Genomic DNA, 24,574 nt, shown 5'->3' with positions numbered 1-24,574 from the left:
ACATTCTGAATCACCGTATTACCGGATTGAATGGAGATAATCTGGCCGGCGGCAATGCCGTTAATATTACTTTTCCATTTAGTGCCCGTTCCCCGGACAATAGCCGAGCCTGACACGATATTCGTTGTGCCGTCTGAGTAGATCATGTTTATTTATCCTGAGAGGTTAGAAATTGACGTTTAATCGTAGAGCGATGTGTCTATATAAACTATCCGGCTGTGAATTCCGGTGAATCGTTCTGAGTTTATCGTGGATTTATTTAATAAAAATTCATCGCCCGAGGCATAACCTATCGTTGTGGTATTGCCTTTTTTATGGGCATACGGCTCCCAACGGACATGAATGGGTAATGGCATGCTGGAACCATCTGAGCCATGGGAATGCACTAATAAAAATCCATAACCCGCCACCGTTGATAATACCGCCGCACTGCCTTTTACTGTTTCCTTATAATCCCGCGTTTGCCAGTACCAGCTCGTGCCTGAAATATCCTCCATTGAGCCCATGACGGAGAGCGTTTTACTCAAACTATGGACAATACATTTCCCCTTTTCATCCCAAAAGCAAACCGCCCATTTCCCTATCGGCGGTGTTTGCGGTTCGTCAGTAAAGACATAATATTTATACTCATCGTTATCAAGATTTCTCTGGGTAAATATCATGCGATTAACCGAGTCCGGGACTGTAGTTATCTGCCTGTAATCGGTCACTATCTCTTTCAGGCACATCGGCGTGCTTTGCGGCAGCAGCCACGGCGTCCCGTCCGGCGCGGTTAATAATGCTCCAAACATTTATCCCCTCCTGTAGAATACCAAGACTTTTTTTTCCGAAGCCGAGGGAATACCCAGACTTGACGGGTGGGCACTGATGGTATTTCCATGAACCCGGATTTCATACTTTTGCCTGTCATCCAGATTCGCCATAATATCGCCGCCATTATCCATAATGGTGTAATCCAGCTTGTATCCATCAGGCAAAACATAGCTATAACTGAATGAGGTTTGCCCCTTTGGTACGGTGATGACTCCGGCAATTAAAAAGGGAATTACCCCTGAATTATTCGGTTTCCCCTTCTCATCCCATGTCTGAAATCCCCACATTAAAATACCCCCGTGATTTTTCCGAATTGCCCTCTCAGCCTTCCTTTCTCGTCTGCAATACTAATCGTCGTATTGGTCTGCTTCATTTTTCCCTGACTGTCTGAGCCTATATTTTCCATTTGTCCCGTCTGCATATTCCAATAAAAGCCCGATTTACCCGGAATATAATTAACTGATTTGATTTCGGCACCAATTAACAGTTTTTGGATGGTGGATTTATCAAAAAAACCCTCCCTCACAAACAACTGTCCATTTTTCGCCATCATGAACGGTTCCATCTTGCCACTGGCCGGATTAAACCAGCCGAAGTTCTCGGCATTAAAGCCGATGGAAGTTGTCACCTGTCCATTCTTCACCTCAGACCCCATCACCATCCCGGCTTTATGGAACTGGTCTTTGTACTTCAATCCGACACCCACGTCATAGAGAGCAGCCCCATCTCCCTTAATATCAAAGACCGCCGTCGCCTTCGTCTGCACCGCTGCCGCATTCTCTCCCACATCGGCCTGTACCTTTTTCATGTCCTCCGCAAAGGCTTCCCGGTCGCTAACCTGCGTGGTCTGAACGTGCAATATCTCGGCCTTAAGATCACCATTCACTTTAAACTGTCGCTGAACAACAGCACCAGTAAGGGCGGCGTTCTCCATGATGGCTTCGGAGTTAAAGTCCATTTGAGACTGCAAACGCTGCCCGGCTTTGTTGGAAAGAAATTGTTCACCAACAACCTCTAAAATATCCTTGGCATTATCATTTGGCTTGCCTTCCGCTTCGACAAAATGAGACTTACCAAATTCATTGATACTGCGAACATAAAACCAATATGGCGTTCCCGCCTTCAATTGACCCTTTATCCAAAATTTTGCAATGCCTAGAAAATCGGCTTTTGCTTCAATTTCATTAATATTGGAAATACGGCTCTCGGAAAACCAAAATTCAAATTGAGTATCTAAAGTTTTCGGAGCGCTAATATGAGGTATCGCTTTTAACTCGAAGAATCCGGGTTCAATATTGACAACAGAAGGTGCGGCGGGAGCGCCAATTACCATCTGAACCTTAGACTCATCCCCCAGCATTCCGTTATCATCACGAGCGCGAACGCCAACCATATAGATACCAGCATCCAGACCATTAAAGTAATACTCCAGTTCCTTGGTATTGCCGCGAGATACCACTTTATTGTCACGATATACGGCCACATCAAAGGTGATATTTCGGTTGATTGTCGTTGTCGCCCACATAGCGCGAGCCTGTACCTGAGAACTGTCTTGAATATAAGCGATGCTTAAGCGCTCAATATTGGGAATACGAATAACATTCTGTGTGGCTGGACTCCCCTGAAAATCAACGCCATTATCAACAATCGCTTCTTTCTGTGGCTCGTGTTGAATGCAGGTGAAATTGTAATTGCCCGTCTTGTTGTCTTCTGCAATGCTCATAACCCTGAATAGACGAGTCACTAACGATTTCTTGGATATGGAGAAAATGCCCCATTGCCGCAATCCCGCAGGTACTTCTTTCAAGGTGACAACATCACTATTAACAGTATCAATATCGACCCTAACAAATTTGCCCTCACTCCCCATGTAAGAGAAGTAGCCCGATTCCCCCTGGGCAAACTCAACAGGCGCATCAAGGCGAACCTCTTTGCCTGAGAATGAAAGGATCCGTCCACCAACACGCGCAGCAGCGAAACTGTTATCGGCTATCTCGACAATGTCACCCGGTATGCAGTTAATGCCCTCTCGACCGGTACTGAATGTTATTGAATCGGTTTCCAGCTTTTCAGTCTCAATTATCCACCGACCAACTCGGTGAGCCTGCCCGCGACTGGTGCAACCAAATGCGACAACCTTTTTAACATTGATACCTAGGCGAGCAACCAACTCATCATCTTGAATTAATTCCCGCTCATCTTTCCAGCCGTTCTCGGGGTTAACCCAAGTGATTTCAATTGCAGTATGTCGGGCCTTCTTTGCGGAAGAACTAACGTTAAATTTACCCTCAATTACGTTAGCATTAGTGAACGTCCATACCGGATCAGATGGTCTGTCCTGAAAAGTTGTAAGTTGTAATCCATTCCATACCTGCATCCCCCGAAAGACAGAGGCCAAATCATCCAGAACATCCCGCGCCTTACGTTGAGTGGCTATGTACGCATTGCAGGTGAATCGCGGTTCAGTTCCGCCAAATCCATCAGGGACGGGCTGATCACAATATTGAGCAATGGCATACAGCGCGAATTTGTCACAACCAAATGACCCCATCAATTTACCGATGCCATAGCGTGTATTAGTCACTAAGTCATAGAAAATCCACGCGGGGTTATTCGTGTATGCGGGTTTAAAGCGCCCCGTCCAAACGCCGGAATAATGGCGGCTCTCAGGATCATAATTATCAGGAACCTGAACAATCATCCCTTTGATGTGGTAGGTTCGTTTGGGTGTATCTGCAAACAATGACCGATCAATACGCATACCGACCACGGCGCTATTGGGGTAACTCATCAGGGTGTCAGTAATTTCGGTATAGCTGGCCCACACAGTGCCATTGTGGAGCTGGTCTGTTTTACTGTCATCGGTTAAGCGGGAGACGCGGATTTGGAACGGTTTTTTCTTGGGTGCATCGATGGTGTGAGATTCTAAATACTGTCCGCTAATTTTACCGGGTCCTATCTGAACCGTCTTTGCATGTACCCATCCTCCTCCATCATTCACCGCGATAGCCATTTGTACCGTGCTATTACTTTGGTTGCCTTGGCTATCTGTCTGAACTAATTGACTAACGCCCAAAGTGAACCTGACTCTATCTACATCTTTATTTGAAACCATCCTGAGAATTGGAGTGGCATTTTTTACTTCAACACTGACAGGAATTTCACTTTCAACAAATGGATAATCGCTTAATGGCTCTTGGGATTGAGTACCCGCACGCCACTGTACAGTGACACCATTAATATTGGGATTGCCATTTTTATCAACGACAGGAGTCCCATTAACCCTGAACCCATGCAGCCCGCCCACAGGCCCTTCTATTTGTCCCTCACTAATCAGATCGACGACTCTTAAAAACTGTTTGTTCTTTAGATTGTCATCGACTAATGTTGGTGTGCTACCACCGCCTCCGCCCTTACCCATTATTCCGTCTCCAGACCTTGAGAAATAACATTAGAACCCACAACCATCTCACCGTATGCGATAGGAACTGGATAACCCTGCCCGATGCGATTTTCCAGTGAGCTGAAATACTGGTTTCCGTCCGTTTTACTGGAACCCATTTCAGGGCCTTTAGGCATTTTGGTTAACATGGAGGCCAGCCCAGCACTGATCAGGGCAACACCCGCAATCGCTAATCCGGTCGCCACTGCACCAGACATCCCCCCCCATAACGCCATAGATGCTCCACCCGTATAGAATGCGGCAGCAACAGCCACAACACCCAGAATAGCCATGCCGATCCCGTTTCCACCAGCACCGCCCACAACCGGAATTATAGTGACCGTATCTCCATCATTAAGAAGGTGATTCATACCAGCGGGAATACTTTTTTCTGTCATATCGCGTCCAGCAATGCGAACACGGATAAGGCCATCAGAAAGCGCTTGCTGGAAGCCTTTTAGTTGATAGCACAAGCACCTGACGGCTTCTGCTGCATCACGAGCCTCTAATTCGTAGCGACGGCCAAATCTTCTAAGATGGCCTCCAAGCTGTAGCTTGACCATTGTTTATGTCTCCATATTGAATGTGTGTACTTGAGCCAATAACCGTCATAGATATCGCGTTTGCTGATGCGATCTGGCCGATGGTGTAGGATTTGTTGATTGCCGATGTAGATAGCCCCGTGACAGGGTGTCTGGCTGCCTAGGCAAATAAGAATGATGTCGCCTTCCTGTATCTCATCAACCTGCTCCAATCCCTGACTGGCAATATTATCGAGATAAAGATTTTGACCTGTATTCCACCATTCATCGTCACGGCTGAAATCGTCTAACTCGATACCAGCGAGATGATAAGCATCACGGATGAGGGAATAACAATCGTGTGTACCATGTATAAACTCTCGACCTAATAAACGTGGAACGGGGCGGAATTTATGAATCCGATCACCGCAAGCCAACCACCACGGCAACCCAGTTTTAATTTGCTGCTCCCTGTCTCCTGTACTCAGTCGGGGCTTTCCGTTTGGATGGCTATGGACAACGGCTTCAATATCCGCAAAGCACTCCGCCGTTATCCAATCGTCAGGATTGATTTCAAAGTAGTGCTCGGGATCGGGGGAAATATTGCGACACGGGAAATAGCGGCCACCCGAAATCAGGCCGCACGATTCCCTCACCCCTTCCGCTTTCGCGTGGGCGATGATTTCTATTTCAATCATGGATTATCCTAGCTTGTTAGCACCCAAAAAGCCGCCAAAGGGCATGGGTTGAGGACGTGGGTATCTCCAGCCGCAACCGCTGGGTTTCTTTGAGCATCGATCTTTGAGTGGATTTGTAGTTGGCTGGTCTTTCTCATCGGCCACAGGTGGGCCATCATAACCACAGTCAGCAGAACGGTATTGCCAACAACAAATATCTGCTTGAATCACTCTCGCCGGAATCAAAGCTCCATCGGTTTCATTGGGTAATGCGAGCACATAAGTTACAAAATCAGAGTTCGAATCTTGTTTCTGCTCTATCAGGTACTTGCTCACGGCTTCTCTGGTTGGGTCTGCCTGTGAGTTGCCATTGTGGAAATTGACCGCATCAAGATAAATTTCCGGCACCTGATGACGTGTCACAACCGCTCCCAAAGCATCATTGAAGTCTTGGTTTATTGCAGTAATAAACCCGTTAACGTTGGCAAAAACCATTTTAGGTCTGGCGCTTGGCCCTTTACTGCTCATCTCAAATCCGGTCACTTCAACAGGGTAAGCCTCATAGCGCATTCCCTGCCAGACGACAGGCTCCAGCTTCCCATTCAGGCCATCATGAAAGCGATAAATATCTCCACCGAAGGCCGTTAAATCAATTTCATAGAGATTAAGAATGGCGTTCTGACTCAGTTCAGTAACTTCAATCCGCATCTCTTTTGGAATGTCTCTCACGCTACTACCTCCTCAAAGGTGCAACTGATAGACCAGATCACCCGCTGCCTGTTTACCGTCCAAGAACGACAAACAAAAGTACGCAGTTGGTTATCGTCACTGGTTCGCCATGTGAATGATTCGACTGCACCTCTGGCTCGCAGAAATTCGTCAATGGCTCGCCCTGTATCCACCTTCTCAACAAAACTGAGTTGATAACGTTTCAATTGGTTATTAATGCCGTCTTTGACTCTCTGTTCATAGCCATCACCGAATTTCACGACTCTGACGCGCGGCTCATGGGAAACCTCATAGTTATCTTGAGGCCGCCATTTAAATTCTGTTTTTGTCATGTTTTACCCAATAAAAAAGCCCCATAAGGAGCTGTTAAGGCAAATAATAAATATCAGGACGAATGTTAATTGTTTATTGATGCCCTAGGATCAATATAAGTTTCACCAGATATTTCTTTGACACCATTATTAATGGTTCCATAAATTCTAACTTTACCTCCATTATTTATTACACCCGATGCTACTGTGCCGTTTATATCAGCAATACCGCCTGGATTGATTGAAACATGACCTGATACAGTGCCGTAAATCTTTGCAATACATCCATCGTTAACGACAACATTTCCTGTAACAATCCCATATAATTCTAAGTCTTCATTAAGCACTATATCACCTGTATAAACATTATTAATTTTCATACTTAATTTCCTTGTTTTAAAAAACCAGTTTTTAATATCCGATCTTCTCAAAGAGACCATCATCTCTCATTTGATTCACGACGAACTCGTTCATTTTAGCATCAATGATGTTTGAAAGCATTCTTGCGTCTTGCTCAGTGACACCACCTTGTGTCTTGATTGTGATCTGATTCGATTGCTGTAAAACCACCGTCATACCCCCCTTCCCCATATCCCTATTACTAATCACCTGACCCCTGTCACCCGGTATCATGTATTGATGACCATTATTGGCTTTGAATATTTCAGGCTTATTGTCTTCACCAATTCGATAAGCACCGTTCGGACTGACTGGCCCACCATTTTTGCGAGCGCCCATTAGTGCGATCATCGCAGGTATTGCCACCGCCATTGCAGTTAGACCGAAAGTCGCCGCAGTTCCCATTGTTGCTACACTGGTAGCCGCAGCAGCAGGAGCCATTGACGCGGTAATGCTAGCACCTGTAACAGCGGCATCAACCTTTGCCGCAGTGTTAACAGCCTTACCGATCACCATGTTCTTGATTTGCTGCATCCCCATTTGAACCAGCGCCGAAACAGCCTCATTTGTGATAGTTAATGCAAGGTTTCGCATGGCATCGTTGGCGCTTTGAGTGCCGGTTAGCAGCCCTGTTATGGAATTGGCAGAGCGTTGCCCCAATGATTCCATGGCATCACCCAGAAATTGATACATCTCATTCTGGCCTTTCCATTGATCCCATTGGGCGGTAGTCATATCATCATTGAATTTACGGGTTAAATCAGATTTGAGTTGCAGGATTCGTTCATGCTCGCCGATATCATGTGTATTATAAGCATCCAGCAATGCCATTTTTTGAGCGTATTCATTCTGGAGTTGTTGGATAGGATCTGCTTTGCCTAGCAACCCATCATTAAAGCCCACTGATGAATCAACTTTTTTGTTAATTTCATCTTCCGTTTGCTTATTCTTATAACGCTCTCTTATCTCTTGCTCGCGTTTGTGAAGCTCTTCCTTTCCAATATTGGTGCGTCTCAAATGCTCAAGCTCTTCATCCATTGCCTTTTTGGATTTCGCTAAAGAGTCCTGTTCAAGCGCCCATTTCCGAGCTTCTACATCCTTTTCAAGATCGTATCTTTCTGCGGCATTTCTTCTAGCTTTCTCAAGCTGCTCCTCGCTAGAACCTTCCGGCATGGCTTTGGCTGCATCGTACATAGCCATTTCGAGGCTGGCTTCTTCATAACCAGTTTTGAGTCTATCTATCCCTTCCCGTTGTCTAGAAAGCGCCTCAGTAATATCGTCGGCACGTCTTTTAGCATCATCCGCCGCCTTTTTAGCTGAACTTTCCGCTTCTCTCGCGGCATCCTCCCGTTTTTTCTCAGCTTCCTTGAGTTGGTTATTTTCTTTGGTTGCCTCCGCTATAATTCCTTTTTGCTTAGGGCTTGCCCCCAGCTCATCAGCTTTGAACTCTGCGGCTTTTAAGTCTCGCTTTAATCCCTTTTGAATCTTGAGTAACTCATTTTCATTTTTGAGCTTGGTGATAAAATCCGCAGCTTTGTTAGATGCCTGATCAACTTCCTCATTTCTGTTCTTATTGGCATCCGTGTTATCATTGGTCAGCTTTGTATTTTCAGCAATGGCTTTACTGGTTAGATTAATGGCCTTTTCGTAATTATTTTTTACAATTTCCATATCCGCAAGTACGCCCTTAGCTATGGTCAAGTCGCCCTTGAGTTCATCCATTTTCTTCTTGGATACTGTTGAGTACCTAAGACCACCATTGTGGTCAACATCGTATTGAATACCGCTTACCTTTATTTTTTGCTTTTTTATCTGCTCACGCTGTTCAACCAACTTCCTTTCTAATTTGACTTTATTTGCCTCAAGCTGAGCCTTATTCATTTCCTTTAGGCTGCCAGTCAACTTATCAATCGTATTAGATAAATCTTTGGCCTCATTCTTCGCGTCTTCCGCTTGCTGATGGAAATAATAAAGCGCTGCTGCTGCCAGCATAACTACGCCAAGTGGCCCACCTAAAAATGACATAGCTGCTTTGAGTCTATTCATTGCAACGCTGGCAGCGTTTGTGGCAGCAGTAAGCCCCGCTTGGGTGGCAGTAACTGCATTTTGTGCGGCTCCATATGTGGCTGTTGCTGTCGTTGCTGTGGCACGAGCAGCGGTTAGTCTGGCAAGTGCTGCTGTGGCTGCATCAGTTCCTTTTGCTACTGCATATTCAGCCTCAGCGTGGCGCAACGCCTCAATCGCAGCAATTTTATCCATTTCTGCTTTACGCAATGTCATATTGGCGGCATAGAATGCTCTTTCTGCTTCCACTTTATTGGCTTGTGCGAGCGCTATAGATGCCCTGACATTTGTTATTTTTTGACTCGCTGCTAATGTCATCGCACCAACCATCCGTGAACCCATAACAACGGCTAATGCAGTTGCAGCTCCAGCAACAAGATCCATATTTTCGCTGACTGTCACCAGAGTACTATTAAACGCTTTAAGTACTGTCTGAGCCGTGGTGGATTGCCCAAAGAATTTGGTCATATTGTTCGCCGCCATTTCCATTGACTGGCTCATTGTCGCTGATGTTTTATCAAATTCCTTAGCGATAGTTCCGGCCTGAGCCAGAAGAGCTTTGCCAACAACCTCAGAAGTTAATTTACCCTCTGCCGCCATTTTTCTTAGCTTGCCGATATTAATACCAAGGTGGTCACTCAGCGCTGCAATTAAACGGCTCCCGTTCTCAGACATGGAGTTAAATTCTTCTCCACGAAGAACACCGGAAGCCATAGCCTGTGAAAACTGAATCATGGTACTCGATGCTTCCGTAGCGGTTGCACCTGAAACAACCAGCCCTTTTGCCACAGTTTCAGTTAGCTTTGCCACATCATTAGCCGACATACCATAACTACGGGTAGCTCTTTCAAGGCGGCCATATAGCGCAGCCGTAGAATCCAAACTTGCACGGGAGTTCTGGGCGATATTGAATACACGTTCGGTCACTTCCGCCAACGTTTCATTTGCTTTGACGGCATTAACCAGTTTGTTATTCACTACAACCCATGCATCCGCATAGCTGGCTATTTTCTCGATGGATAACGCCGCTGTTACCGCAGTGGCAGCTCTTGATAGGCTTAGTAATGCTTTCTCTGCTCCCTGCACTGAACGTCCCGTTTGATTAAAACGTTGCTCCACCTGTCCCATACGCGAATCTAATTGTCTTTGTGCGGTCAGTAATTGCGCTACATCCATTGATACTTGGTAAACAATATTACCTACCTGATGATCTGCCATTTTGTTGGCTCCTTAAAAAAGAAAACCCCGCCAGATGGCAGGGTTGATAATTATTTAATTGAGGTTACTGGCAAAACTCTTCCCATACTAACTCAAAATCAGGCTCTCCATTATCTATCATACTCAATCCATTATAAACGTATCGTTGCTTGCCTGCGTAAGCGCCAAAACTGTTTTTAGAATTAACATGCCCGCATACCGCTCCGTTGCGACCTAATCTACTATTAGAAAATTCAGCCGAAGAGGGATCTTTTAATATTTGCTTCACCGAACTTTCAGCCATAGATATTTTTCTAATGCTTTCGTATTCCATATCTTTGAGTATTCTATTCGCCTTTTCTACTTCCAATCTCTGTACGTATTTTTCACCAAATACCGGAGTAATCATATTAATGACTGGCATTGCTACGATATAAAGACTCAGTATGATTGCATGTGGAAATTTTTTCTCCCCTGCAATAAAGTAAAAGTAACCAATAAGAAACGTCAATACAGCCATGACTACTAGCCAAATAATTGTTCTCGTAAGGAAGTAGAGCGAAACAAGAACAATAGCAATAGTCACCAATGCTAATACTCTCTGAGAAGTTGGCACGTTTTCCTTGGCTATCTTTACTTTATTTCGAGTGTTGGCTTTTGTCTCTTTTATCTTAAAATCGTTACCGCTTCTGAATTTTATATACTCTTCCAGAGTGATACCTTCTGTTACGCAGTAAACGGCTAATTCATTAGTTTCATCCACCGCACCTTCATAGATAAGTTTTCCAATAAGATCTATAGATGAATCAGTGCCTAGGTTAAATTTCTCACTAACATCGGATAGTTTGAATTCACCTCTCTCTAAGCAAAATTTGAATACTTCCACTATGAAATCATTACTATCGTTGCTTTTCATCATGAGCTCCTATCACTAGCCAAGCATTTTTCTACAACTATTAATAACTTCCTCATCACAATCCCCATCATCAAATTTTGCTCATAATACCAACCAATTAGCGCAAAAGAACGCAAAACGCCACATTTAAGTGGCATTTATGTGATGGTTATTTGATTCAAAGCCATCCGTGGCTTGGGATTAGAATACATTCATAGGTAGCGAGATCATGCCATCAATGTGATATCCATATAGTCGAGCTACTCCTTCAATAATCCCTTTTGGTGTCTCTACTCCCCCCGTAAAGACCTCAGTTTTATTGAGATGCTTATCGTAAACTTCCAATTTGACTATAAATTGGAAATTTGGTGGCTGCTTTACTGGAGCTTTCGCCTTAACCTCGCCCGTAGTCCAGTATTCATAAAGAACATCGTCACACTCATCTTGATACCGGATGACTTTATCCCTGATCGACGCTTTAACTTTATTGGGGCTGATAGTTGCTAACCAGCCAGCAAGTTTGCGGAGGGCGAGGCAAACCATTGATTGCGAACCGCCTTTTGAAGGTATAACGATTTCCGTGATACCTTTTGAGAAGCGAGTTTTTAACTTCTCTAACTGTGATTGCCAAGCTAGCCCCATACCTTCAACAATAGGCTTCATCGGTACATATGGCTCGCCGTTATAATTAACGACATATAGATCGGTGCCATGAAATGGAACGTTAATAGTTTTACTTGGTTCATTAACTGGTATACTTAACATGTTTACTTCCTATGGCTAGGGTAGACGATTTATTGAAGCCCCTGACTACTGGTAATAGTTGGGGGCTTTTCCGTTTTACAGCGACACTATTTATCGCGTGATTGTCACTTTTTGTAAAGATAACCTTTGTGAATTTGGGAAGTGCTTCGTAAATCAAATTTATAGCGAGCTAATCGATTGCATTAATAACGTAATGTGATAATTTAACTATCCCTTAGCCATCCTTGGCCTTCAAATCCTTAAGCTACTTCAACGCCGTGGTTATGCTGCCACCTTCCATCCCGTAATGGAGAACCTGCCCATTTTGGGGTGAGACCATTGTGAACCACGTTGCTCTGCTTCTTTCATCATCTGATGCAAGGCTTTTTCGAATGACTCTTCGTATACCACTGACATTTGCGTAACCTGTCCGCCCGGCGCAACGTGAGGGACTTTCTTATGGGGAACCGACCAAGCCATAACTAATTGCTTGCTCTTAGCATTACTAAGACCGTAGGTTGCCTGTAGGTAGCTGTAACCTTGATAACCAACAGGAATAGTACCTTGCTCCATTTGATCCATTTTCTGTTCGACGACAGAAATTCGTTTGTCGTTACGAGCCGCATTACTGGCAATGGCGGCAATCATTTCCATTTCCGATAGTTGAGGTAAGGTTTTTCCTTCTTCCAGCTCTTTCCAGCGATCTACCAGTCTTGCTGTAAATTCAGGGGATAGTTGAGCTACTACAATGATACTGTCACGCTTACCTAGCTCACCTTTAAACAGATAATATGTTACGGGGCGACCAGTAGTGGGCTTTTCCTCAATTTGAGGAGAAGTAATTACACCTTTTTTAGTCAGTATTTCAATGGTTCGCTTAACGTTGTCATGGCGTTTATTTACCAGTTCGGCAATCTCAACGCTTGACATAGTGACAGCTTGTGTTGCAGGTGCTAGAATTTTCATAGCGTTATTTTCCTCGTACATATTTAACGTTACTGGAACCTCGTTGGTGGCTGCCTTCGAGGTTTCGACTTTATGGAAGCTGTAATTCACCTTTCCTCTCCATTTCCCTCACAACATCTAAGATATATTCCAACTGAACCTGCGTAGACCTACGTCTTTCTTGCGCCTTAGCGTCAAGCCACTGGCGCATCTCTGGTTTCATTCTGAATGAATATGATGAAGGCCTTGTATCTTTTCGCATGTTTATCTCCTATGAATATTTGTAACTACACATTCTCATAATGTACTATTAGTTATAGCTCAGGACTCCATCGTGTGTCAATATGAATTTTATGGACTTCACATATGAAAATTGATGATAATTTCAAAACAAGAATCTCCCTAGCAAGAAAAGCTATTGATATCACTCAAGGTGAGCTTGCTGACAAAGTTGGGGTTGTAAGACGGCAAATAGCTGCTTATGAAGCAGGAGATTCTAAGCCGAGAGAAAAAGTATTAATTAATTTAGCTGCTGTACTAGGTACTACTGTCGAATGGCTTTCTCAAGGAGTGGGGGATGGGCCAGAATTAAATAATGTTACACAAACGGTTACTGTGCTTAGGGTGCCTGTATATTCCTATGAGCAAGCATTTGAACAAGGATTACTTCTTTTAACAAAGAAAGATAACGAATTTTACATAAGCAGTGGTAAGTACGTCGAAGTTCCTTCAGGATTCAGTAATAGAGCCTTTGGTGTAGAAGTACAAGGGGATTCTATGGAATCCACTAGTGGTGTAAGCTTTTATCATGGGATGATTGTCATCTTTGACCCAGCTTATCCTGCGAAAAATGGCGAATTAGTTCTTATAGCCGATCTTGCTAATAAAACTTCTATATTTAGGCAGCTAATTAAAGATCAAGGATACTGGTACTTACGCCCACTGAATGATAATTACCCAATTATAGATATTACCCATGAGCTGGAACTTATTGCTGTAGGAATTCATGCGATGTACACCATACCTAACCCCAGTGTACTGAGGAAAGCAAATTATTCTCCATCATCACATGGTAATTTATCTTCTATCGAAAAGAGAATGGAGAGAATCGAATCCATGCTTGAGCAACTACTCGACAAAAAAGCCCCGTAAGGACTTTTCAGCTTCCCCCAATGGGGGTTTCTGAGAATATCAACGGGTTAGTTGCATTTAATATGATGGTTGGAATTTCAACCATCTATCAACCTACTGATTTTATTCAATTATAACGAATCGTTAGAATCACTTCCTGACCAACAAAAAAGCCCCGTGATGGGGCTATCTCGCATTCTGTTCTGCTATTGAGTTAAGCGGCGTTAGATGTGAAAAACCCGCTCGGGGCGGCGTTAAGAAGTAAAAAAACCCGCTCATAGGCGGGCTTGTTGATTGCTACTCACAAAATTTATGCAGCTTTTTGGTGATGCTTTCTCTTTCCTTGAAGCTCCACTTCTGGTTTGGTTGCAAACATTGCTGGAGCAGCTTTAATCAACAGGTCAACAGCTGCACCCATAGCAGTATATACCTGCTGTGTATCAAATTTGACGTCTTTCATGGTTGCTTTTTGCTTTGACATAATTACTCCTAAGAGATTCTTCTCTCCAATGGCTTATTAACCATATGAGATACTCACATTAGTAGGTTTTTCCTATTAGAAAATTAACTAATGTTTAATTGATCGCCGTATCCTATCACTATACACTCTAGTGTCTAGTCTTTTTTTTATCAAATTGCAAGGTTTTTAAACACCGTTTTGATGTCAGTTACATTAACCTCCATAACGTATCCGCATTTATGCATACTAAATCCATAACGCTCGTAATAGGGTATCACTTCTTTAACTGGTTCTATGACCCGAACAAGTTTCCCTTCTGTAGCCTCACAAAACAAATAAGCTGCCATCAGGGTAAGTTGAAACATTTTCCCATTTAAAGGGTGATCTGGTTTATCCCGACAGAAGTTCTCTATCATATGGATATCAAAGAGTTGCTCAGCTATAGAATATGTACACAAAGCCAAACCTGACGGTGGCCCTTGCACATGCCCACATTCTACTAGCTTGATACAGAACTCAAACTTATCCTCTCTGTTTCCCACCCTAGACAAACTATCATCCCAGCAAAGTTCACCATAGCCACGAGACAAGATGAAATAATCATCATCTGAAATATCTCCTACAGCAAGGTTAAGGCCAAGAACATCAACAATAGTCTGAATGTTGTTTCTTACTACAGATCCAATATTTTCAAGATTAAACATTCATCACTTCTCGCTTGTGATTGGTTAAGATATATTATATCTTTTTGTGCTTGTTTTATATACTAATAAACCTACCATTAAGAGAGCGCCGCTTTCCACCCTCAATAACCTTATTTACTCATGTGAGAAAGGATTGGATGACAAATCATACAATTCATATACTCTTTGGTCTACCGCTTATCAAGCTGCGAAAAACATCAATATTTCAGAGGAAACAGCGGAAAAGTATGCTGATGCGACCATAGAGATGTATGAATTTGGAAAGAAAATAAATTAAGCTATCCGTAGATTGGCTGCTATCATTTCTTCATACTCACCAGCCTACGCTTGCCGCTCATCAGCTCATTGGTGCGCTTATCATCAGCATCGATAACAGCATCATACTCTTCACGGGTAAAGCCCTTGTCATCAGGAAATTTAGCTTTCAGCATCATCTGAAACTCAGTCATGGTTAGCTGCTCCGCTTCCTCGCGTGACATACCGAAGTGGGCGCGAGCCGCATTAATATACTCAATCGCGACAAACTGCCCTGAATACTCTTCCGTACCTTCATTGCGCTGGAGCTTCCTGATTTTGACCTTACCAATGACTCCATGCGTTATCATCTCAGTAGCCAGCACGATAATGTTATTAATTGACATCTTGCCCGGTCGATATACAACCCCTCTTCGCCCTGGTCGCCATTCTCCGATCAGTTCATCAGCATTATGTTCACAGCAAGCCTGCATAACCATCATCGCGGTAGATAAGATATTCCGGCCAAATACGGGCTTACGCATCAACTTAATCAGCCAATCAGGAAGACTGCCGTAAGCTATCACAGCCCGATTAATTAATTCCTGCGTCTCTGCACCATTGAGCAATGTGTACGCTCCAACAATCTGCTGAGGCGTTCCAATTCGCGTCATTGCAGAGAACGAAGGTCGAAACAAAAAATCTTCTTTATCAGTGGCGATAACCATCTCACCGATTTCAAAAATAGGTGTCATAATTCCTCCTGAACATTATCAAGGGCACTCGCAAGCACCCTTTGTAATGTTAAGCAGTCACGGTAATTCCACATTTAGCCGTTTTGCTACCATCCTCAGAGGTAACAGTGACATTTGCCGAACCTTCTGCAACCCCTTTCACTGTCACCACACTACCAATCTTGCTTACTGTAGCAACGCTGGTTTTATCAGATGTCACGGTGTAGTTTTTATTGGTCGCATCAGCAGGAGTGAAATTAACCACAAAAGAACCGGTTTTTCCTACGGCTACAGTCAATGACGAAGGATTAGCAGTGACTGACTGTACCGCGACTTCTTCAATCAACCATTCAACCGTATCGGCATCGGATATTTTTAACTCACCGGAATACGTAGCCACTTCGTTAGCACCGAATTTAGATGACCAAGACGTGAAGACCATGTAACCTTGCAGAACGAAGGCATTCTCGCCTGTAAAATCCATCTGTACCCAATACGAAGGCTGACGACCTGCCTGAACTTCTCTCGGTATTTCCTGCAACAATCGCAATGGACCGAAATCATCTTTCTTGTCCCGCTTACGATACTCACCATCAAATGAGATGGTTAAGTTCATACTGGTGACGACACTTTCCACCAGCCCCTTAGAATCATCTGCCTCTGAGGTCAGCGTGTTAGGTGACAGATCAAATGACTTGGTGGTCAATGCGCCAATGCGAAAAAACGCTGATTGATCAGGTACTGCATCAGGACAACCATGCGCAATACGGATAATGGCATTGCGGCCAATAAGTTTATTGGTTTCTACCGGGCAATTTGCCATGTGAATAACCTCGATTTTATAGAATTAAAAAAGGCCGCCTGAGCGACCTATGATGTACAACGGAATAGTAACCGGATGATATATCGGTTCTCTTGTGTGGGGATGGGGGTCGGCATACCACCGAGATTGAAAACAGCATTCAGGCAATCATCATCAGGATGAGCGGCGACATAATTAAGGATTTCCTGCGCTCGCTGGATAACAGGCTGTGGGTCGTTCTGCCCACTGACCAGAACCACCTGTACATTGTCATCCGCACTGAGATCATCCAGCCGCCCCGTTCCACCCGATGGCTGAAAAACCATATACTGCGCTTTCCCGCCATCGCCTTTCTGTTCAATCCAAGTGACCATCTGTACAGTGAAACCATCAACCAGCCCTGCCGTTGCCAGATAATGCCGAAATTGTTCAAATGTACTCATAGCGATTTCAATTCCTCCATGACAGCCTTATCGATCTGCGCCCGCACTTCATTAAATCCGCGCTTCAAGAACTCTTTTTTCGCGGTTGCCCTGCGGAAGTTTTGCTTAACCTTGGGGTCATGAACATAAACGGCGTAGTTTGCAGAATATCCCACCCGCCCCGTTAACCGTGTTCCCTGAAAGCGAACATCACGGAATTGAGAGTTAATTAACGTAGATGTATCAATTGGGGTATAAAGTGCGGCTTGAGCGCTTCCGATATACAGAGCCTTGTACATAGCACGAACCACTTTCCGACCCCGAATATCTCCGATTAGTACATTGAGCTTGGTTTTCGCTTCACGAATGCCTGTGACTTTTACGCCCATGTCATACCCCTGTGACTAATGCGTAATCATCCGCCGTGCGCTCGAAGGTGTCGGCATAGCGCACGATGTGTTTGATTTCGTCAGCCCCTGCCGCGATAGGATTCAGATTAGATGACTCGCCAATCAGGATATAATCCCCTATAGAGGCATCAGCAAACTCAGTCCAGAATGTGTTTTTGGCAACAAGTTCAGCACCAACCCCAGATATTTTGCTGGACAATCCACCTTGATAATCACACAAGATGATTTGTGGCTCAGCATAACCAAGAGGTTTACCATACTCATCATTTCCTAGCCGCTTCCAGGAGGTGCAGGGCGCGGTATACGCCCAATTAGCCACACTGCTCATATTCACCCCACCACATCAAAGAAGCCGACCGTCTGGCTTTCCAGTGGCAAGCCAGACAAGCAGCCGGATGTATCCCATACTCTGATTTGTTTGAGCAGATAATCAGTGCCGGCTGAATCATAGTTGAATGAACGGGAACCACCGGAAGGGGAACCCTGCGAGGCAATTTTTCTTGCACCGGACAGGGAGGCTAAACGGACGGTTGAATAGATAAGCAATAGCTTTTGCAAACTTCCATCATAGCCATGAGCTACCATGCACTCAGATTTGTCATTCACCTGATTCAGTAACAGTTCAAGCACTGAGTCCGGTAATGTGAAACCCAGCTCGGCGATCATTGGCTTAATATCATTCAGCGTTATCGCCATCTTTTTTCGCCTTTCTGGCCGCTTCCGCAAGAGCTTTCTCTGCATCATCAGCTCGTTTTTTTTCAGCCGCCAATGCTTCTGTGAGTTCAGTTTCTTTTGCCTTGGCAGCATCAGTCATGGCTAGCATCTTAGCGTTAGCGTCATCCAGTTCAGCTTGTAGTTCTGAATTCTCAGGAAAATTCATGGCTGCAGGTGTCGCCACTTCAAATACTAATTTCTCCCCCTTTTTATCTTTAGAAGCCTCTGCTTTGCCCGTGTCAATCCACTTAACAGCAATATTGTCATCAATCTCATAGGTATGACCAACCTCCAACTTCTGAAGGTTGGCACCGGCAAAAAGATTTGTTACCAAAATTTTCACGAGTGCCATATATCCCCCTTACTTGCCTTTGGCGTGGATGACTGAGAAGTGCTCGTTAATATCCTGCTTAACCATCAGACCAGCAGCCCCCCATGTGCGCCATACATAGTCGGAGTTGTAGAACTGGCGTGGGTCAGCAACCGTGCCGAAAGCCTGTCCAACAATCGGTGCGATAACACCTGCGCCCAGTGGAATGATCATCATTTCATTGCCTTTCAGCTCAAAGTCTTCTTTGATGTCAGCAATGCCCGTGATTTTCTTAATTTCCTCAAGAACAGTGCGGGTCTGGTTAACGTCGTAGTACAGTTTTTCCCAGTTAGACAGGACTTCGCCTGATACATACCAAGTCTGTGCGCCGTACTGATAGTTTTGTAATTTCAGCACGTCACGCACTTTCATTACTTCGCTACGCATTGCTTGGCCATCTGTGCTTGTAGTGTGATCGACGTTCAGCGTTACTTGTGCGACACGCTCATCAGCGCGAAAGCCTTTCCACGTTTTGTCATCAAACTTAATGAAATTGCCTTCACTGTCGCGGAAACCATTCCAGATAAAGTCGAGATACTTACGACGAACAACTTTTACAGAATCGGTCTGTGCATCAGACAATGAAGCCAGAGCAGAGCCTTTGTTAAATACAGGGTCACGCCAGTTGAACTTAAAGCCAGTGTCATGAATAGGAACCATCGTGCCGTCGAAGCTGTACGAACGCGCATCCAGTGCCGCACCAATCTGACCAGACATTGATGTATGCGCCCAACCAGTGCCACCAGTACGAGCATATTCATACACTGATTCCTCTAAACGCACTGAGCGAGATAATCCCGCCAGATCATTTAACAGAGTGAATTCAGTGTTAGGCTCAAACTCTGCCAGCACAGTCTGGTCATACGCACGATACAGGCGCTTGATATCATCGATAGCATTAACCGCATCGAGGCGCGGAGCATCTTCACCACGAAAGCGAGAGCGAGAAATAAAATCCGCTACCGCCTGCGCAGATGAATTACGTGCTAACGTCAGCTCGCCAAACTGAGCCTGATTAGCCTCAAGGTTTCCGGTTTCGGTTGCCTTTTTAGTTGAAAAATAAAACATTCAGTTCTCCTTACTTAAAAACCACGCGAACCAGATCACCCGCTTTTGCTGTGATACTGTCTTCTTCGACATAGGCAAATGCAGCAACACCACCACCAGCAGCCGCAATCTGACCGTTAGCAGCCGTCACAGGCTGACCCTTTTTATACGTTCCCTCAGTTGCCCGAACGTTTAGGAATATCCCCGCCATAGGGTGAATACCGACAACCACTGAACCCGCCGTGATAGAGTCATCCACTGTCTGGCAGCGGAGATAGTCGATATTGGCAACATACAAAATGGCGGATTCTTTGCCATCCACGGAGGCCTTAAATATTCCTTTCTCAAAATAACCAATCGTGCCGGGCTTCGTATCCACCGCCGCTGCACCCTCTCGGTTCAGCATGGGGTTAGTAAATACACCACCCGCATGAATTACATGTTTTCCGTCTTTAGCCATTTCTATTACTCCGGCATAGATGTGAATGATTCAGAAGAATTGTTGTTTGTGAATGATGAATTCAGCCCTGCTGATGTCTGGCACTGGGCATAAAAGCCATCAAGTGCCGCACCATCCAGTGCATTAACCGCCGTGTCATCCAGACCAAATTTCACTTTCACAGCGGCGCGCTTGTCGGATTTCTCCTTGTCTGCGTTGGCGGTCAACTGAGATTCCAGCGTGGTGATTTTGTCAGTCAGTGGTTTCATGGCTGCGTTTATTGCAGCGGTGATCGCATCAGTATTTGTTGCGGCCTCTTTCTCTTTTTTCTCGCGCGCTGCTTTTTCTTCCGGCGTTTCTTTGTCTTTTTCTTCGTCAGCATTCATTTGGTTGTATGCATCCAGCAGCTCAGCTTCGGTCTTGCCTTCTGTCTGCTTACCTTTCGCTTTCAGGGCGTTAACAATCATGTCTTTCATCGGGTTATTAGCTCCGTTGGTTTTAATTTCATATTCAGTTGGCTTGCGCACAACCTCAATCGACTCTCCGACGAGTTCGGCTGTGCCGTCATCGTTCATGAGATATTTTTGCTGGTAGGTTTTACCGGATAGGTAGTAGATAAATTTGTCAGGCCAGACGGCCTCAGGGTAAGGCCAGTCATCATCGGGATATATAGTCCTGAGTTTTGCCCTGAGTGCTGAATGAATGTCATCGAATGAAAAATTAGAAGCGTTGGAAAAGAAGAATTTCGCTTTATCAATCAGCCCCTCGTTTGTGCAATCAGACGCATCAGAAAGATTAGCCTGCTCGACATTCAGCTTTTCACCATCAGAGTTGACAAAAATCCCCACCCCTTCTTCTGGCGTTGCGGCTCCCGGTTCATCGGGAGGGAGGATAGCCACATGATCGAACTGCATGTTTCGTGCAATCCATGTGTACTTTTTCCCCTTTGACTTCCCGCCGTTCTGCTCACGCTGTAGCAATAGCCCAGTGGAAATGTGTATAGGCTCAGCTTCCTTGTTAGCGATCATGTCATCCAGACGCTGTAATAAAACCTGCCCCTTTTCCGTAGACTCCGCGTACCGACGGTTAATCTTCATATCCATGACAACCCGATCACCGTCTTTTCGTACATTCTCAGCCCATGCACCAACATGAAACTGATTGACCGCACGGGGAACATCCGCAGAGACATACTGACCGTCAATGCTGGGATGTCCCAAAGGCATCTGCTTGCCTTCTATTGATTTGTAGCTCTTGTTAATCTCACCAGCCGGATAAAGACCGCCGTTCATCACAACATCATCAACAACGGGCACAACGCCACGAATGACAATATGTGCATCACCATCGATAGATTCAGTTGAGATATTGGAGGAGTTTAGGGCTAGGGATTTAACATGAACGCTAGATAGCTTCATGTCGTGACCTCTTTGAAGTGTTACTCGATTTGTTCCGGTTTCTGCCACGCTTTACGTTCTTCCGTTAAGCGCTCAGTCAGACCTTTGTTATATAATTTCCCGTCATCATCCAAGACAATCGGTTGTTGCGCACAGTAGCAGCGATAGCGATTCCCATTTCTAGAATAAAATTCTTCAACTTCTTGTTTGGTGTAGATCTTCCCATGCCTCACAGCGTGCCATTGCCGGGTCGTGGGTTTTAGGGCAGAGAGCCAAAGCAGTTGGGTATTCAAGCCTAACCGCTCACTAGCCCATTCAGTTTCATTCCAATTAGCCTCGCGCAATGCGCCAACCTGCTCAGTCTGAGCTATGTTCTTGGCCTGAGCCATTGACACATCGAGCCGCTTACTGATAATCCGCGCCGTTTCACGCGGGTTAACACCACGACCAATAGCATCAGCAATCACATTAGCAAGATCAGCGCGGGCTTTATCACTGATACCTTTCCAGTCGCTGTACGTTGATACATAGGCGACTGCTATCTGGTTCTGGTAAGCAGCAGACGACAATAATGCTGATAGCGTCGTCTGCATCTCATACACCGATGATTGAACCGACAGATTAGTGTACGCATTCAACGTACCACGCTGATACTCCTCTGAGACGTACTGGAGCGCCCAAATATTTTGACCTATGCCCTCCAGCAAATAATCATCCAGAATGGTCTGCACGCGCTCTAATAGGCCAGCCAATTGTTGCGCTGTCATGTCGTAGATAAATGTGCCAGCGTTAACCTGATACAGTGTTTCTCCGTGCAGGGCATACGACAATTGAGCGTTGTTTTCTCTCACCCTGCCAGTTAGTCGCTGGTCAAATAGTTCACGCAATGCTCGTTTGATGCCGTAATATCGCCGCTCAATATCACGAAACATTTTATTTACTGGACGATGTGACTGAGTGGGGTCGCGCTTATTTCTGGGTATTATCGGGGTTCCGATTCGGGTCTGTTTCATCAGTCAACGGATCTCCTGTCGCACCCTGTGGCTCTGGCTCTTCTTCCAATGGCTCCATCTCGCCTACAGTACGGATTTCATTAGGGGTAAACGCGGGTGTCCCAAACGCCTGCTGAGTCTTAAGTGCTGCCTCAGCCATCTTAATCATATTGTCGATCTTCTCCTGCTCACTGGCTGCGAGCATGTCAGACCATGCAATAGTGACCTCTCCGGAAGAAGGCGGCTCAATAATACCGATTTCCCAAAACCTTTTTATCAATCTGATTACATATTGAGTCAGGAAACCCCATCGACGCCCATTCAGCCGAACTTTCCATGTAGCATCATCTTTATCACCGGCTAACTTTCCGGTCTGAGTGCCGAACAGAACCGTGAATGGGACTTGCACGGAGGCGCAAAACTCACGGGCTGTCACTTCCCATGTAGGGGTCGGGTCTCCCGGAGTAACAGACAGGACATTCAACCGCCCCGCTTGCATCACTGCCGCTGAGTCAGTCCCTCTGTTGAGCTTGCTGATTTTATCTTCCAGTGCCGCACCGAGGTCTTTGTAGCCAGCTTGAATTGCCGCCGTGGTGATATGATTCATATCAGATTCTTTTTCAAACTCCACCCCGATCTGACGAGAAGCGTTTTTCAAAAAACCCTCGGAACTACCACCAGATACCTTCTCGATATCCAGCAATTTGTTATATCCTGCCCTGAGCAACGGCGTGCCAGAGAAAATATCACCACTTTCGGCACCTTCGCACAAAGTAATCACCCGTGATGGATGAATCAGAAGTTGTTTTGCCGGGCCTTGCATCTCAACCTGACCCACAGGACGTTCATCAAAATTGAACATCTTTGGCTGCCCATAGGTATCTGAATGAATATCCTGATCCCACTCGGCAACAGTCAATTGAGGCTCCCAGACGGGGATCAGGTTAACTACTGCATCAACTTTTAGTCGTGATACCACAGTAACATCAACAGGCTCACTCCAGTTTTTGCTATCCCTAACCTGAATAAGCAACGCTGAGTAGTTACCAATCATATTGCGGCGATCAGCGTCTTTGATTTTCGCCCAGAACGGCTTTAGCAGCTTTGTAACTTTCGTTTCCCATGCGCTGGTTGCGGCTGACTCTTTCTTTTCCTCGCCATCAATAATGGTGGGGTTGTCCTGCCAACACCCATCCAGCAAACGATGCACGGCGGCATGAGCTACAGCATTACGCTCATAGACGTTATAGTACTCTCTGAATCTGAGCTGTTCGGGATAACCGAACTCAGAATAAATATTGGTTCGTTTTGTATTGCCGCTAATGCCACCAGCCGCATAGATCATCCTTTTGGCGATAGTGTCGGCCAGACTATTAACGAGCAATTCTTGTTTTTCACTCACAGCCTCTCCTTAAAAGAAAAATGCACCCACAGCCTTACGGTTGTTCTTGGCAACAGCAAAATAACGGAAGCCATCAGCACCATGTGATGTGAAGTCATGAAGTGGCTTATCTTTCCAGCAACCGCGCTTGTCATCCCATTCCTTGCGGTAGCTTTCCAGATGAGATATTCCCTCACTACATTTCTCTTCATCAAATACGCAATTGGACAGGATTTCACGCACCGATTCTATGCCAGTATCCACGCCAACCTTTGGCACGACCTTGAATATCATTGAGTATTTCTGACCGTCGATTTCGTACCCTTCACGCGCCAGTTCTCGTCGAGACTTAGCATCAGCGCCAAACTCACGGTTATCGATATCATGTGGCCCCCAATGATCACCGTAGATATAGCCTTTATCCTTCAACACCTTCATGTAATGCCGTAAACCCTCACCGGAGTTTTCGTAATAGTCGATGAAGTGGAACTCTTCGCCCACTTCACGCACGAACCAAATAGCCGTAGAGTCACCCACCCCAATATCCCAGAAGGTATGAACGGGCAGATGTGAGTTGTCCGGTAATTTGCCGATGCGTTT

28 protein-coding genes and 2 pseudogenes are annotated in these 24,574 nt (G+C 45.2%); 2 read left to right on the top strand and 28 right to left on the bottom strand.

Going from position 1 to position 24,574, the window contains the following annotated elements:
- Nucleotides 1–179: 179 nt before the first annotated feature.
- The 13 genes and pseudogenes from PSI22_RS18575 to PSI22_RS18515 form a co-directional block, all read right to left on the bottom strand.
- Complete coding sequence (locus tag PSI22_RS18575; protein ID WP_273581019.1) at nucleotides 180–791, bottom strand: hypothetical protein; 612 nt, start codon at nucleotides 789–791, stop codon at nucleotides 180–182.
- Nucleotides 792–1,100: a hypothetical protein gene (locus PSI22_RS18570; protein ID WP_273581018.1), complete on the bottom strand. Its 309-nt coding sequence runs from the start codon at nucleotides 1,098–1,100 to the stop codon at nucleotides 792–794.
- Entirely contained in the window at nucleotides 1,100–4,234 is a 3,135-nt protein-coding gene (locus PSI22_RS18565) for a TipJ family phage tail tip protein (protein ID WP_273581017.1), read from the bottom strand. Before PSI22_RS18565 ends, PSI22_RS18570 begins: the two co-directional genes overlap by 1 nt.
- Nucleotides 4,234–4,818 (bottom strand): tail assembly protein, encoded by a 585-nt coding sequence (locus tag PSI22_RS18560; RefSeq protein ID WP_273581015.1) that lies wholly within the window; start codon nucleotides 4,816–4,818, stop codon nucleotides 4,234–4,236. Before PSI22_RS18560 ends, PSI22_RS18565 begins: the two co-directional genes overlap by 1 nt.
- Nucleotides 4,761–5,474, bottom strand: a complete 714-nt coding sequence (locus PSI22_RS18555; RefSeq protein ID WP_273581013.1) for a C40 family peptidase — start codon at nucleotides 5,472–5,474, stop codon at nucleotides 4,761–4,763. Before PSI22_RS18555 ends, PSI22_RS18560 begins: the two co-directional genes overlap by 58 nt.
- 3 nt (nucleotides 5,475–5,477) lie before the next feature.
- Nucleotides 5,478–6,182 carry a phage minor tail protein L gene (locus PSI22_RS18550; RefSeq protein WP_273581011.1) on the bottom strand — a complete coding sequence of 235 codons (705 nt, stop codon included), beginning with the start codon at nucleotides 6,180–6,182 and terminating at the stop codon, nucleotides 5,478–5,480.
- Nucleotides 6,179–6,514: a phage tail protein gene (locus tag PSI22_RS18545; protein WP_038197491.1), complete on the bottom strand. Its 336-nt coding sequence runs from the start codon at nucleotides 6,512–6,514 to the stop codon at nucleotides 6,179–6,181. Before PSI22_RS18545 ends, PSI22_RS18550 begins: the two co-directional genes overlap by 4 nt.
- A gap of 65 nt (nucleotides 6,515–6,579) precedes the next feature.
- Nucleotides 6,580–6,873 (bottom strand): hypothetical protein, encoded by a 294-nt coding sequence (locus PSI22_RS18540; protein WP_273581008.1) that lies wholly within the window; start codon nucleotides 6,871–6,873, stop codon nucleotides 6,580–6,582.
- Between the two features lie 31 nt (nucleotides 6,874–6,904).
- The gene (locus PSI22_RS18535; RefSeq protein WP_273581007.1) at nucleotides 6,905–10,174 is read right to left on the bottom strand and encodes a tape measure protein; all 3,270 of its coding nucleotides are present in this window, start codon (nucleotides 10,172–10,174) and stop codon (nucleotides 6,905–6,907) included.
- Between the two features lie 64 nt (nucleotides 10,175–10,238).
- The gene (locus tag PSI22_RS18530; RefSeq protein WP_273581006.1) at nucleotides 10,239–11,069 is read right to left on the bottom strand and encodes a UbiA prenyltransferase family protein; all 831 of its coding nucleotides are present in this window, start codon (nucleotides 11,067–11,069) and stop codon (nucleotides 10,239–10,241) included.
- Between the two features lie 375 nt (nucleotides 11,070–11,444).
- Nucleotides 11,445–11,813, bottom strand: a pseudogene (locus tag PSI22_RS18525) (phage antirepressor N-terminal domain-containing protein); the annotation flags it as partial.
- Nucleotides 11,814–12,074: 261 nt separating this feature from the next.
- Nucleotides 12,075–12,758, bottom strand: a complete 684-nt coding sequence (locus PSI22_RS18520; RefSeq protein ID WP_273581005.1) for a Rha family transcriptional regulator — start codon at nucleotides 12,756–12,758, stop codon at nucleotides 12,075–12,077.
- Nucleotides 12,759–12,828: 70 nt separating this feature from the next.
- Nucleotides 12,829–12,999, bottom strand: a complete 171-nt coding sequence (locus PSI22_RS18515) for a hypothetical protein (RefSeq protein WP_273581004.1) — start codon at nucleotides 12,997–12,999, stop codon at nucleotides 12,829–12,831.
- Nucleotides 13,000–13,103: 104 nt separating this feature from the next.
- Between PSI22_RS18515 and PSI22_RS18510 the strand changes: the two genes are divergently transcribed.
- Complete coding sequence (locus tag PSI22_RS18510) at nucleotides 13,104–13,889, top strand: LexA family protein (RefSeq protein WP_273581003.1); 786 nt, start codon at nucleotides 13,104–13,106, stop codon at nucleotides 13,887–13,889.
- Between the two features lie 289 nt (nucleotides 13,890–14,178).
- Here the strand turns inward: PSI22_RS18510 and PSI22_RS18505 are convergent, their stop codons facing one another.
- Together PSI22_RS18505 and PSI22_RS18500 are read right to left on the bottom strand one after the other, a co-directional pair.
- Nucleotides 14,179–14,349, bottom strand: coding sequence for a hypothetical protein (locus PSI22_RS18505; RefSeq protein WP_273581002.1), 171 nt, complete (start codon nucleotides 14,347–14,349; stop codon nucleotides 14,179–14,181).
- A gap of 149 nt (nucleotides 14,350–14,498) precedes the next feature.
- On the bottom strand, nucleotides 14,499–15,032 hold the full coding sequence (locus PSI22_RS18500; RefSeq protein ID WP_273581001.1) for a hypothetical protein: 534 nt from the start codon (nucleotides 15,030–15,032) through the stop codon (nucleotides 14,499–14,501).
- Between the two features lie 133 nt (nucleotides 15,033–15,165).
- Here PSI22_RS18500 and PSI22_RS18495 point away from each other — a divergent pair, with 133 nt between their 5' ends.
- The gene (locus PSI22_RS18495) at nucleotides 15,166–15,309 is read left to right on the top strand and encodes a hypothetical protein (protein WP_273581000.1); all 144 of its coding nucleotides are present in this window, start codon (nucleotides 15,166–15,168) and stop codon (nucleotides 15,307–15,309) included.
- 22 nt (nucleotides 15,310–15,331) lie between these two features.
- Here the strand turns inward: PSI22_RS18495 and PSI22_RS18490 are convergent, their stop codons facing one another.
- The 13 genes and pseudogenes from PSI22_RS18490 to PSI22_RS18430 all read right to left on the bottom strand — a co-directional run.
- On the bottom strand, nucleotides 15,332–16,021 hold the full coding sequence (locus tag PSI22_RS18490; protein WP_273580999.1) for a DUF6246 family protein: 690 nt from the start codon (nucleotides 16,019–16,021) through the stop codon (nucleotides 15,332–15,334).
- Nucleotides 16,022–16,070: 49 nt separating this feature from the next.
- Entirely contained in the window at nucleotides 16,071–16,823 is a 753-nt protein-coding gene (locus tag PSI22_RS18485; RefSeq protein WP_273580998.1) for an Ig-like domain-containing protein, read from the bottom strand.
- A 47-nt stretch (nucleotides 16,824–16,870) separates the two neighbouring features.
- The gene (locus PSI22_RS18480) at nucleotides 16,871–17,245 is read right to left on the bottom strand and encodes a phage tail termination protein (protein ID WP_273580997.1); all 375 of its coding nucleotides are present in this window, start codon (nucleotides 17,243–17,245) and stop codon (nucleotides 16,871–16,873) included.
- Nucleotides 17,242–17,613 carry an HK97 gp10 family phage protein gene (locus tag PSI22_RS18475; protein ID WP_273580996.1) on the bottom strand — a complete coding sequence of 124 codons (372 nt, stop codon included), beginning with the start codon at nucleotides 17,611–17,613 and terminating at the stop codon, nucleotides 17,242–17,244. The genes PSI22_RS18480 and PSI22_RS18475 overlap by 4 nt, the downstream gene beginning before the upstream one ends.
- Nucleotide 17,614: 1 nt before the next feature.
- Nucleotides 17,615–17,962, bottom strand: coding sequence for a hypothetical protein (locus tag PSI22_RS18470; protein ID WP_273580995.1), 348 nt, complete (start codon nucleotides 17,960–17,962; stop codon nucleotides 17,615–17,617).
- Between the two features lie 2 nt (nucleotides 17,963–17,964).
- Complete coding sequence (locus tag PSI22_RS18465) at nucleotides 17,965–18,330, bottom strand: DUF7370 family protein (RefSeq protein WP_273580994.1); 366 nt, start codon at nucleotides 18,328–18,330, stop codon at nucleotides 17,965–17,967.
- Complete coding sequence (locus PSI22_RS18460; RefSeq protein ID WP_273580993.1) at nucleotides 18,311–18,700, bottom strand: hypothetical protein; 390 nt, start codon at nucleotides 18,698–18,700, stop codon at nucleotides 18,311–18,313. The genes PSI22_RS18465 and PSI22_RS18460 overlap by 20 nt, the downstream gene beginning before the upstream one ends.
- 9 nt (nucleotides 18,701–18,709) lie before the next feature.
- Nucleotides 18,710–19,786, bottom strand: coding sequence for a major capsid protein (locus tag PSI22_RS18455; RefSeq protein WP_273580992.1), 1,077 nt, complete (start codon nucleotides 19,784–19,786; stop codon nucleotides 18,710–18,712).
- Nucleotides 19,787–19,796: 10 nt separating this feature from the next.
- The gene (locus PSI22_RS18450) at nucleotides 19,797–20,225 is read right to left on the bottom strand and encodes a hypothetical protein (RefSeq protein WP_273580991.1); all 429 of its coding nucleotides are present in this window, start codon (nucleotides 20,223–20,225) and stop codon (nucleotides 19,797–19,799) included.
- 5 nt (nucleotides 20,226–20,230) lie between these two features.
- A complete protein-coding gene (locus PSI22_RS18445) occupies nucleotides 20,231–21,622 on the bottom strand; it encodes a DUF2213 domain-containing protein (RefSeq protein ID WP_273580990.1) in 1,392 nt (463 codons plus the stop codon).
- A gap of 20 nt (nucleotides 21,623–21,642) precedes the next feature.
- Entirely contained in the window at nucleotides 21,643–22,614 is a 972-nt protein-coding gene (locus tag PSI22_RS18440; protein WP_273580989.1) for a phage minor head protein, read from the bottom strand.
- Entirely contained in the window at nucleotides 22,571–23,995 is a 1,425-nt protein-coding gene (locus PSI22_RS18435; protein ID WP_273580988.1) for an anti-CBASS protein Acb1 family protein, read from the bottom strand. The genes PSI22_RS18440 and PSI22_RS18435 overlap by 44 nt, the downstream gene beginning before the upstream one ends.
- Before the next feature lie 9 nt (nucleotides 23,996–24,004).
- Nucleotides 24,005–24,574 (bottom strand): annotated as a pseudogene (locus PSI22_RS18430) (terminase); the annotation flags it as partial.

The sequence above is a fragment of the Xenorhabdus aichiensis genome, from assembly GCF_028598775.1.
Taxonomy (GTDB): domain Bacteria; phylum Pseudomonadota; class Gammaproteobacteria; order Enterobacterales; family Enterobacteriaceae; genus Xenorhabdus; species Xenorhabdus bovienii.
The sequence above is the reverse complement of the archived record's forward strand: the minus strand, read 5'-3'. Positions and strand labels throughout refer to the sequence as shown.

Coding starts and splice junctions, on each gene's coding strand:
- PSI22_RS18575 (WP_273581019.1), bottom strand. CDS start 791: ATGTTTGGAGCATTATTAACCGCGCCGGACGGGACGCCGTGGCTGCTG.
- PSI22_RS18570 (WP_273581018.1), bottom strand. CDS start 1,100: ATGTGGGGATTTCAGACATGGGATGAGAAGGGGAAACCGAATAATTCA.
- PSI22_RS18565 (WP_273581017.1), bottom strand. CDS start 4,234: ATGGGTAAGGGCGGAGGCGGTGGTAGCACACCAACATTAGTCGATGAC.
- PSI22_RS18560 (WP_273581015.1), bottom strand. CDS start 4,818: ATGGTCAAGCTACAGCTTGGAGGCCATCTTAGAAGATTTGGCCGTCGC.
- PSI22_RS18555 (WP_273581013.1), bottom strand. CDS start 5,474: ATGATTGAAATAGAAATCATCGCCCACGCGAAAGCGGAAGGGGTGAGG.
- PSI22_RS18545 (WP_038197491.1), bottom strand. CDS start 6,514: ATGACAAAAACAGAATTTAAATGGCGGCCTCAAGATAACTATGAGGTT.
- PSI22_RS18540 (WP_273581008.1), bottom strand. CDS start 6,873: ATGAAAATTAATAATGTTTATACAGGTGATATAGTGCTTAATGAAGAC.
- PSI22_RS18535 (WP_273581007.1), bottom strand. CDS start 10,174: ATGGCAGATCATCAGGTAGGTAATATTGTTTACCAAGTATCAATGGAT.
- PSI22_RS18530 (WP_273581006.1), bottom strand. CDS start 11,069: ATGAAAAGCAACGATAGTAATGATTTCATAGTGGAAGTATTCAAATTT.
- PSI22_RS18520 (WP_273581005.1), bottom strand. CDS start 12,758: ATGAAAATTCTAGCACCTGCAACACAAGCTGTCACTATGTCAAGCGTT.
- PSI22_RS18515 (WP_273581004.1), bottom strand. CDS start 12,999: ATGCGAAAAGATACAAGGCCTTCATCATATTCATTCAGAATGAAACCA.
- PSI22_RS18510 (WP_273581003.1), top strand. CDS start 13,104: ATGAAAATTGATGATAATTTCAAAACAAGAATCTCCCTAGCAAGAAAA.
- PSI22_RS18505 (WP_273581002.1), bottom strand. CDS start 14,349: ATGTCAAAGCAAAAAGCAACCATGAAAGACGTCAAATTTGATACACAG.
- PSI22_RS18500 (WP_273581001.1), bottom strand. CDS start 15,032: ATGTTTAATCTTGAAAATATTGGATCTGTAGTAAGAAACAACATTCAG.
- PSI22_RS18490 (WP_273580999.1), bottom strand. CDS start 16,021: ATGACACCTATTTTTGAAATCGGTGAGATGGTTATCGCCACTGATAAA.
- PSI22_RS18485 (WP_273580998.1), bottom strand. CDS start 16,823: ATGGCAAATTGCCCGGTAGAAACCAATAAACTTATTGGCCGCAATGCC.
- PSI22_RS18480 (WP_273580997.1), bottom strand. CDS start 17,245: ATGAGTACATTTGAACAATTTCGGCATTATCTGGCAACGGCAGGGCTG.
- PSI22_RS18475 (WP_273580996.1), bottom strand. CDS start 17,613: ATGGGCGTAAAAGTCACAGGCATTCGTGAAGCGAAAACCAAGCTCAAT.
- PSI22_RS18470 (WP_273580995.1), bottom strand. CDS start 17,962: ATGAGCAGTGTGGCTAATTGGGCGTATACCGCGCCCTGCACCTCCTGG.
- PSI22_RS18465 (WP_273580994.1), bottom strand. CDS start 18,330: ATGGCGATAACGCTGAATGATATTAAGCCAATGATCGCCGAGCTGGGT.
- PSI22_RS18460 (WP_273580993.1), bottom strand. CDS start 18,700: ATGGCACTCGTGAAAATTTTGGTAACAAATCTTTTTGCCGGTGCCAAC.
- PSI22_RS18455 (WP_273580992.1), bottom strand. CDS start 19,786: ATGTTTTATTTTTCAACTAAAAAGGCAACCGAAACCGGAAACCTTGAG.
- PSI22_RS18450 (WP_273580991.1), bottom strand. CDS start 20,225: ATGGCTAAAGACGGAAAACATGTAATTCATGCGGGTGGTGTATTTACT.
- PSI22_RS18445 (WP_273580990.1), bottom strand. CDS start 21,622: ATGAAGCTATCTAGCGTTCATGTTAAATCCCTAGCCCTAAACTCCTCC.
- PSI22_RS18440 (WP_273580989.1), bottom strand. CDS start 22,614: ATGAAACAGACCCGAATCGGAACCCCGATAATACCCAGAAATAAGCGC.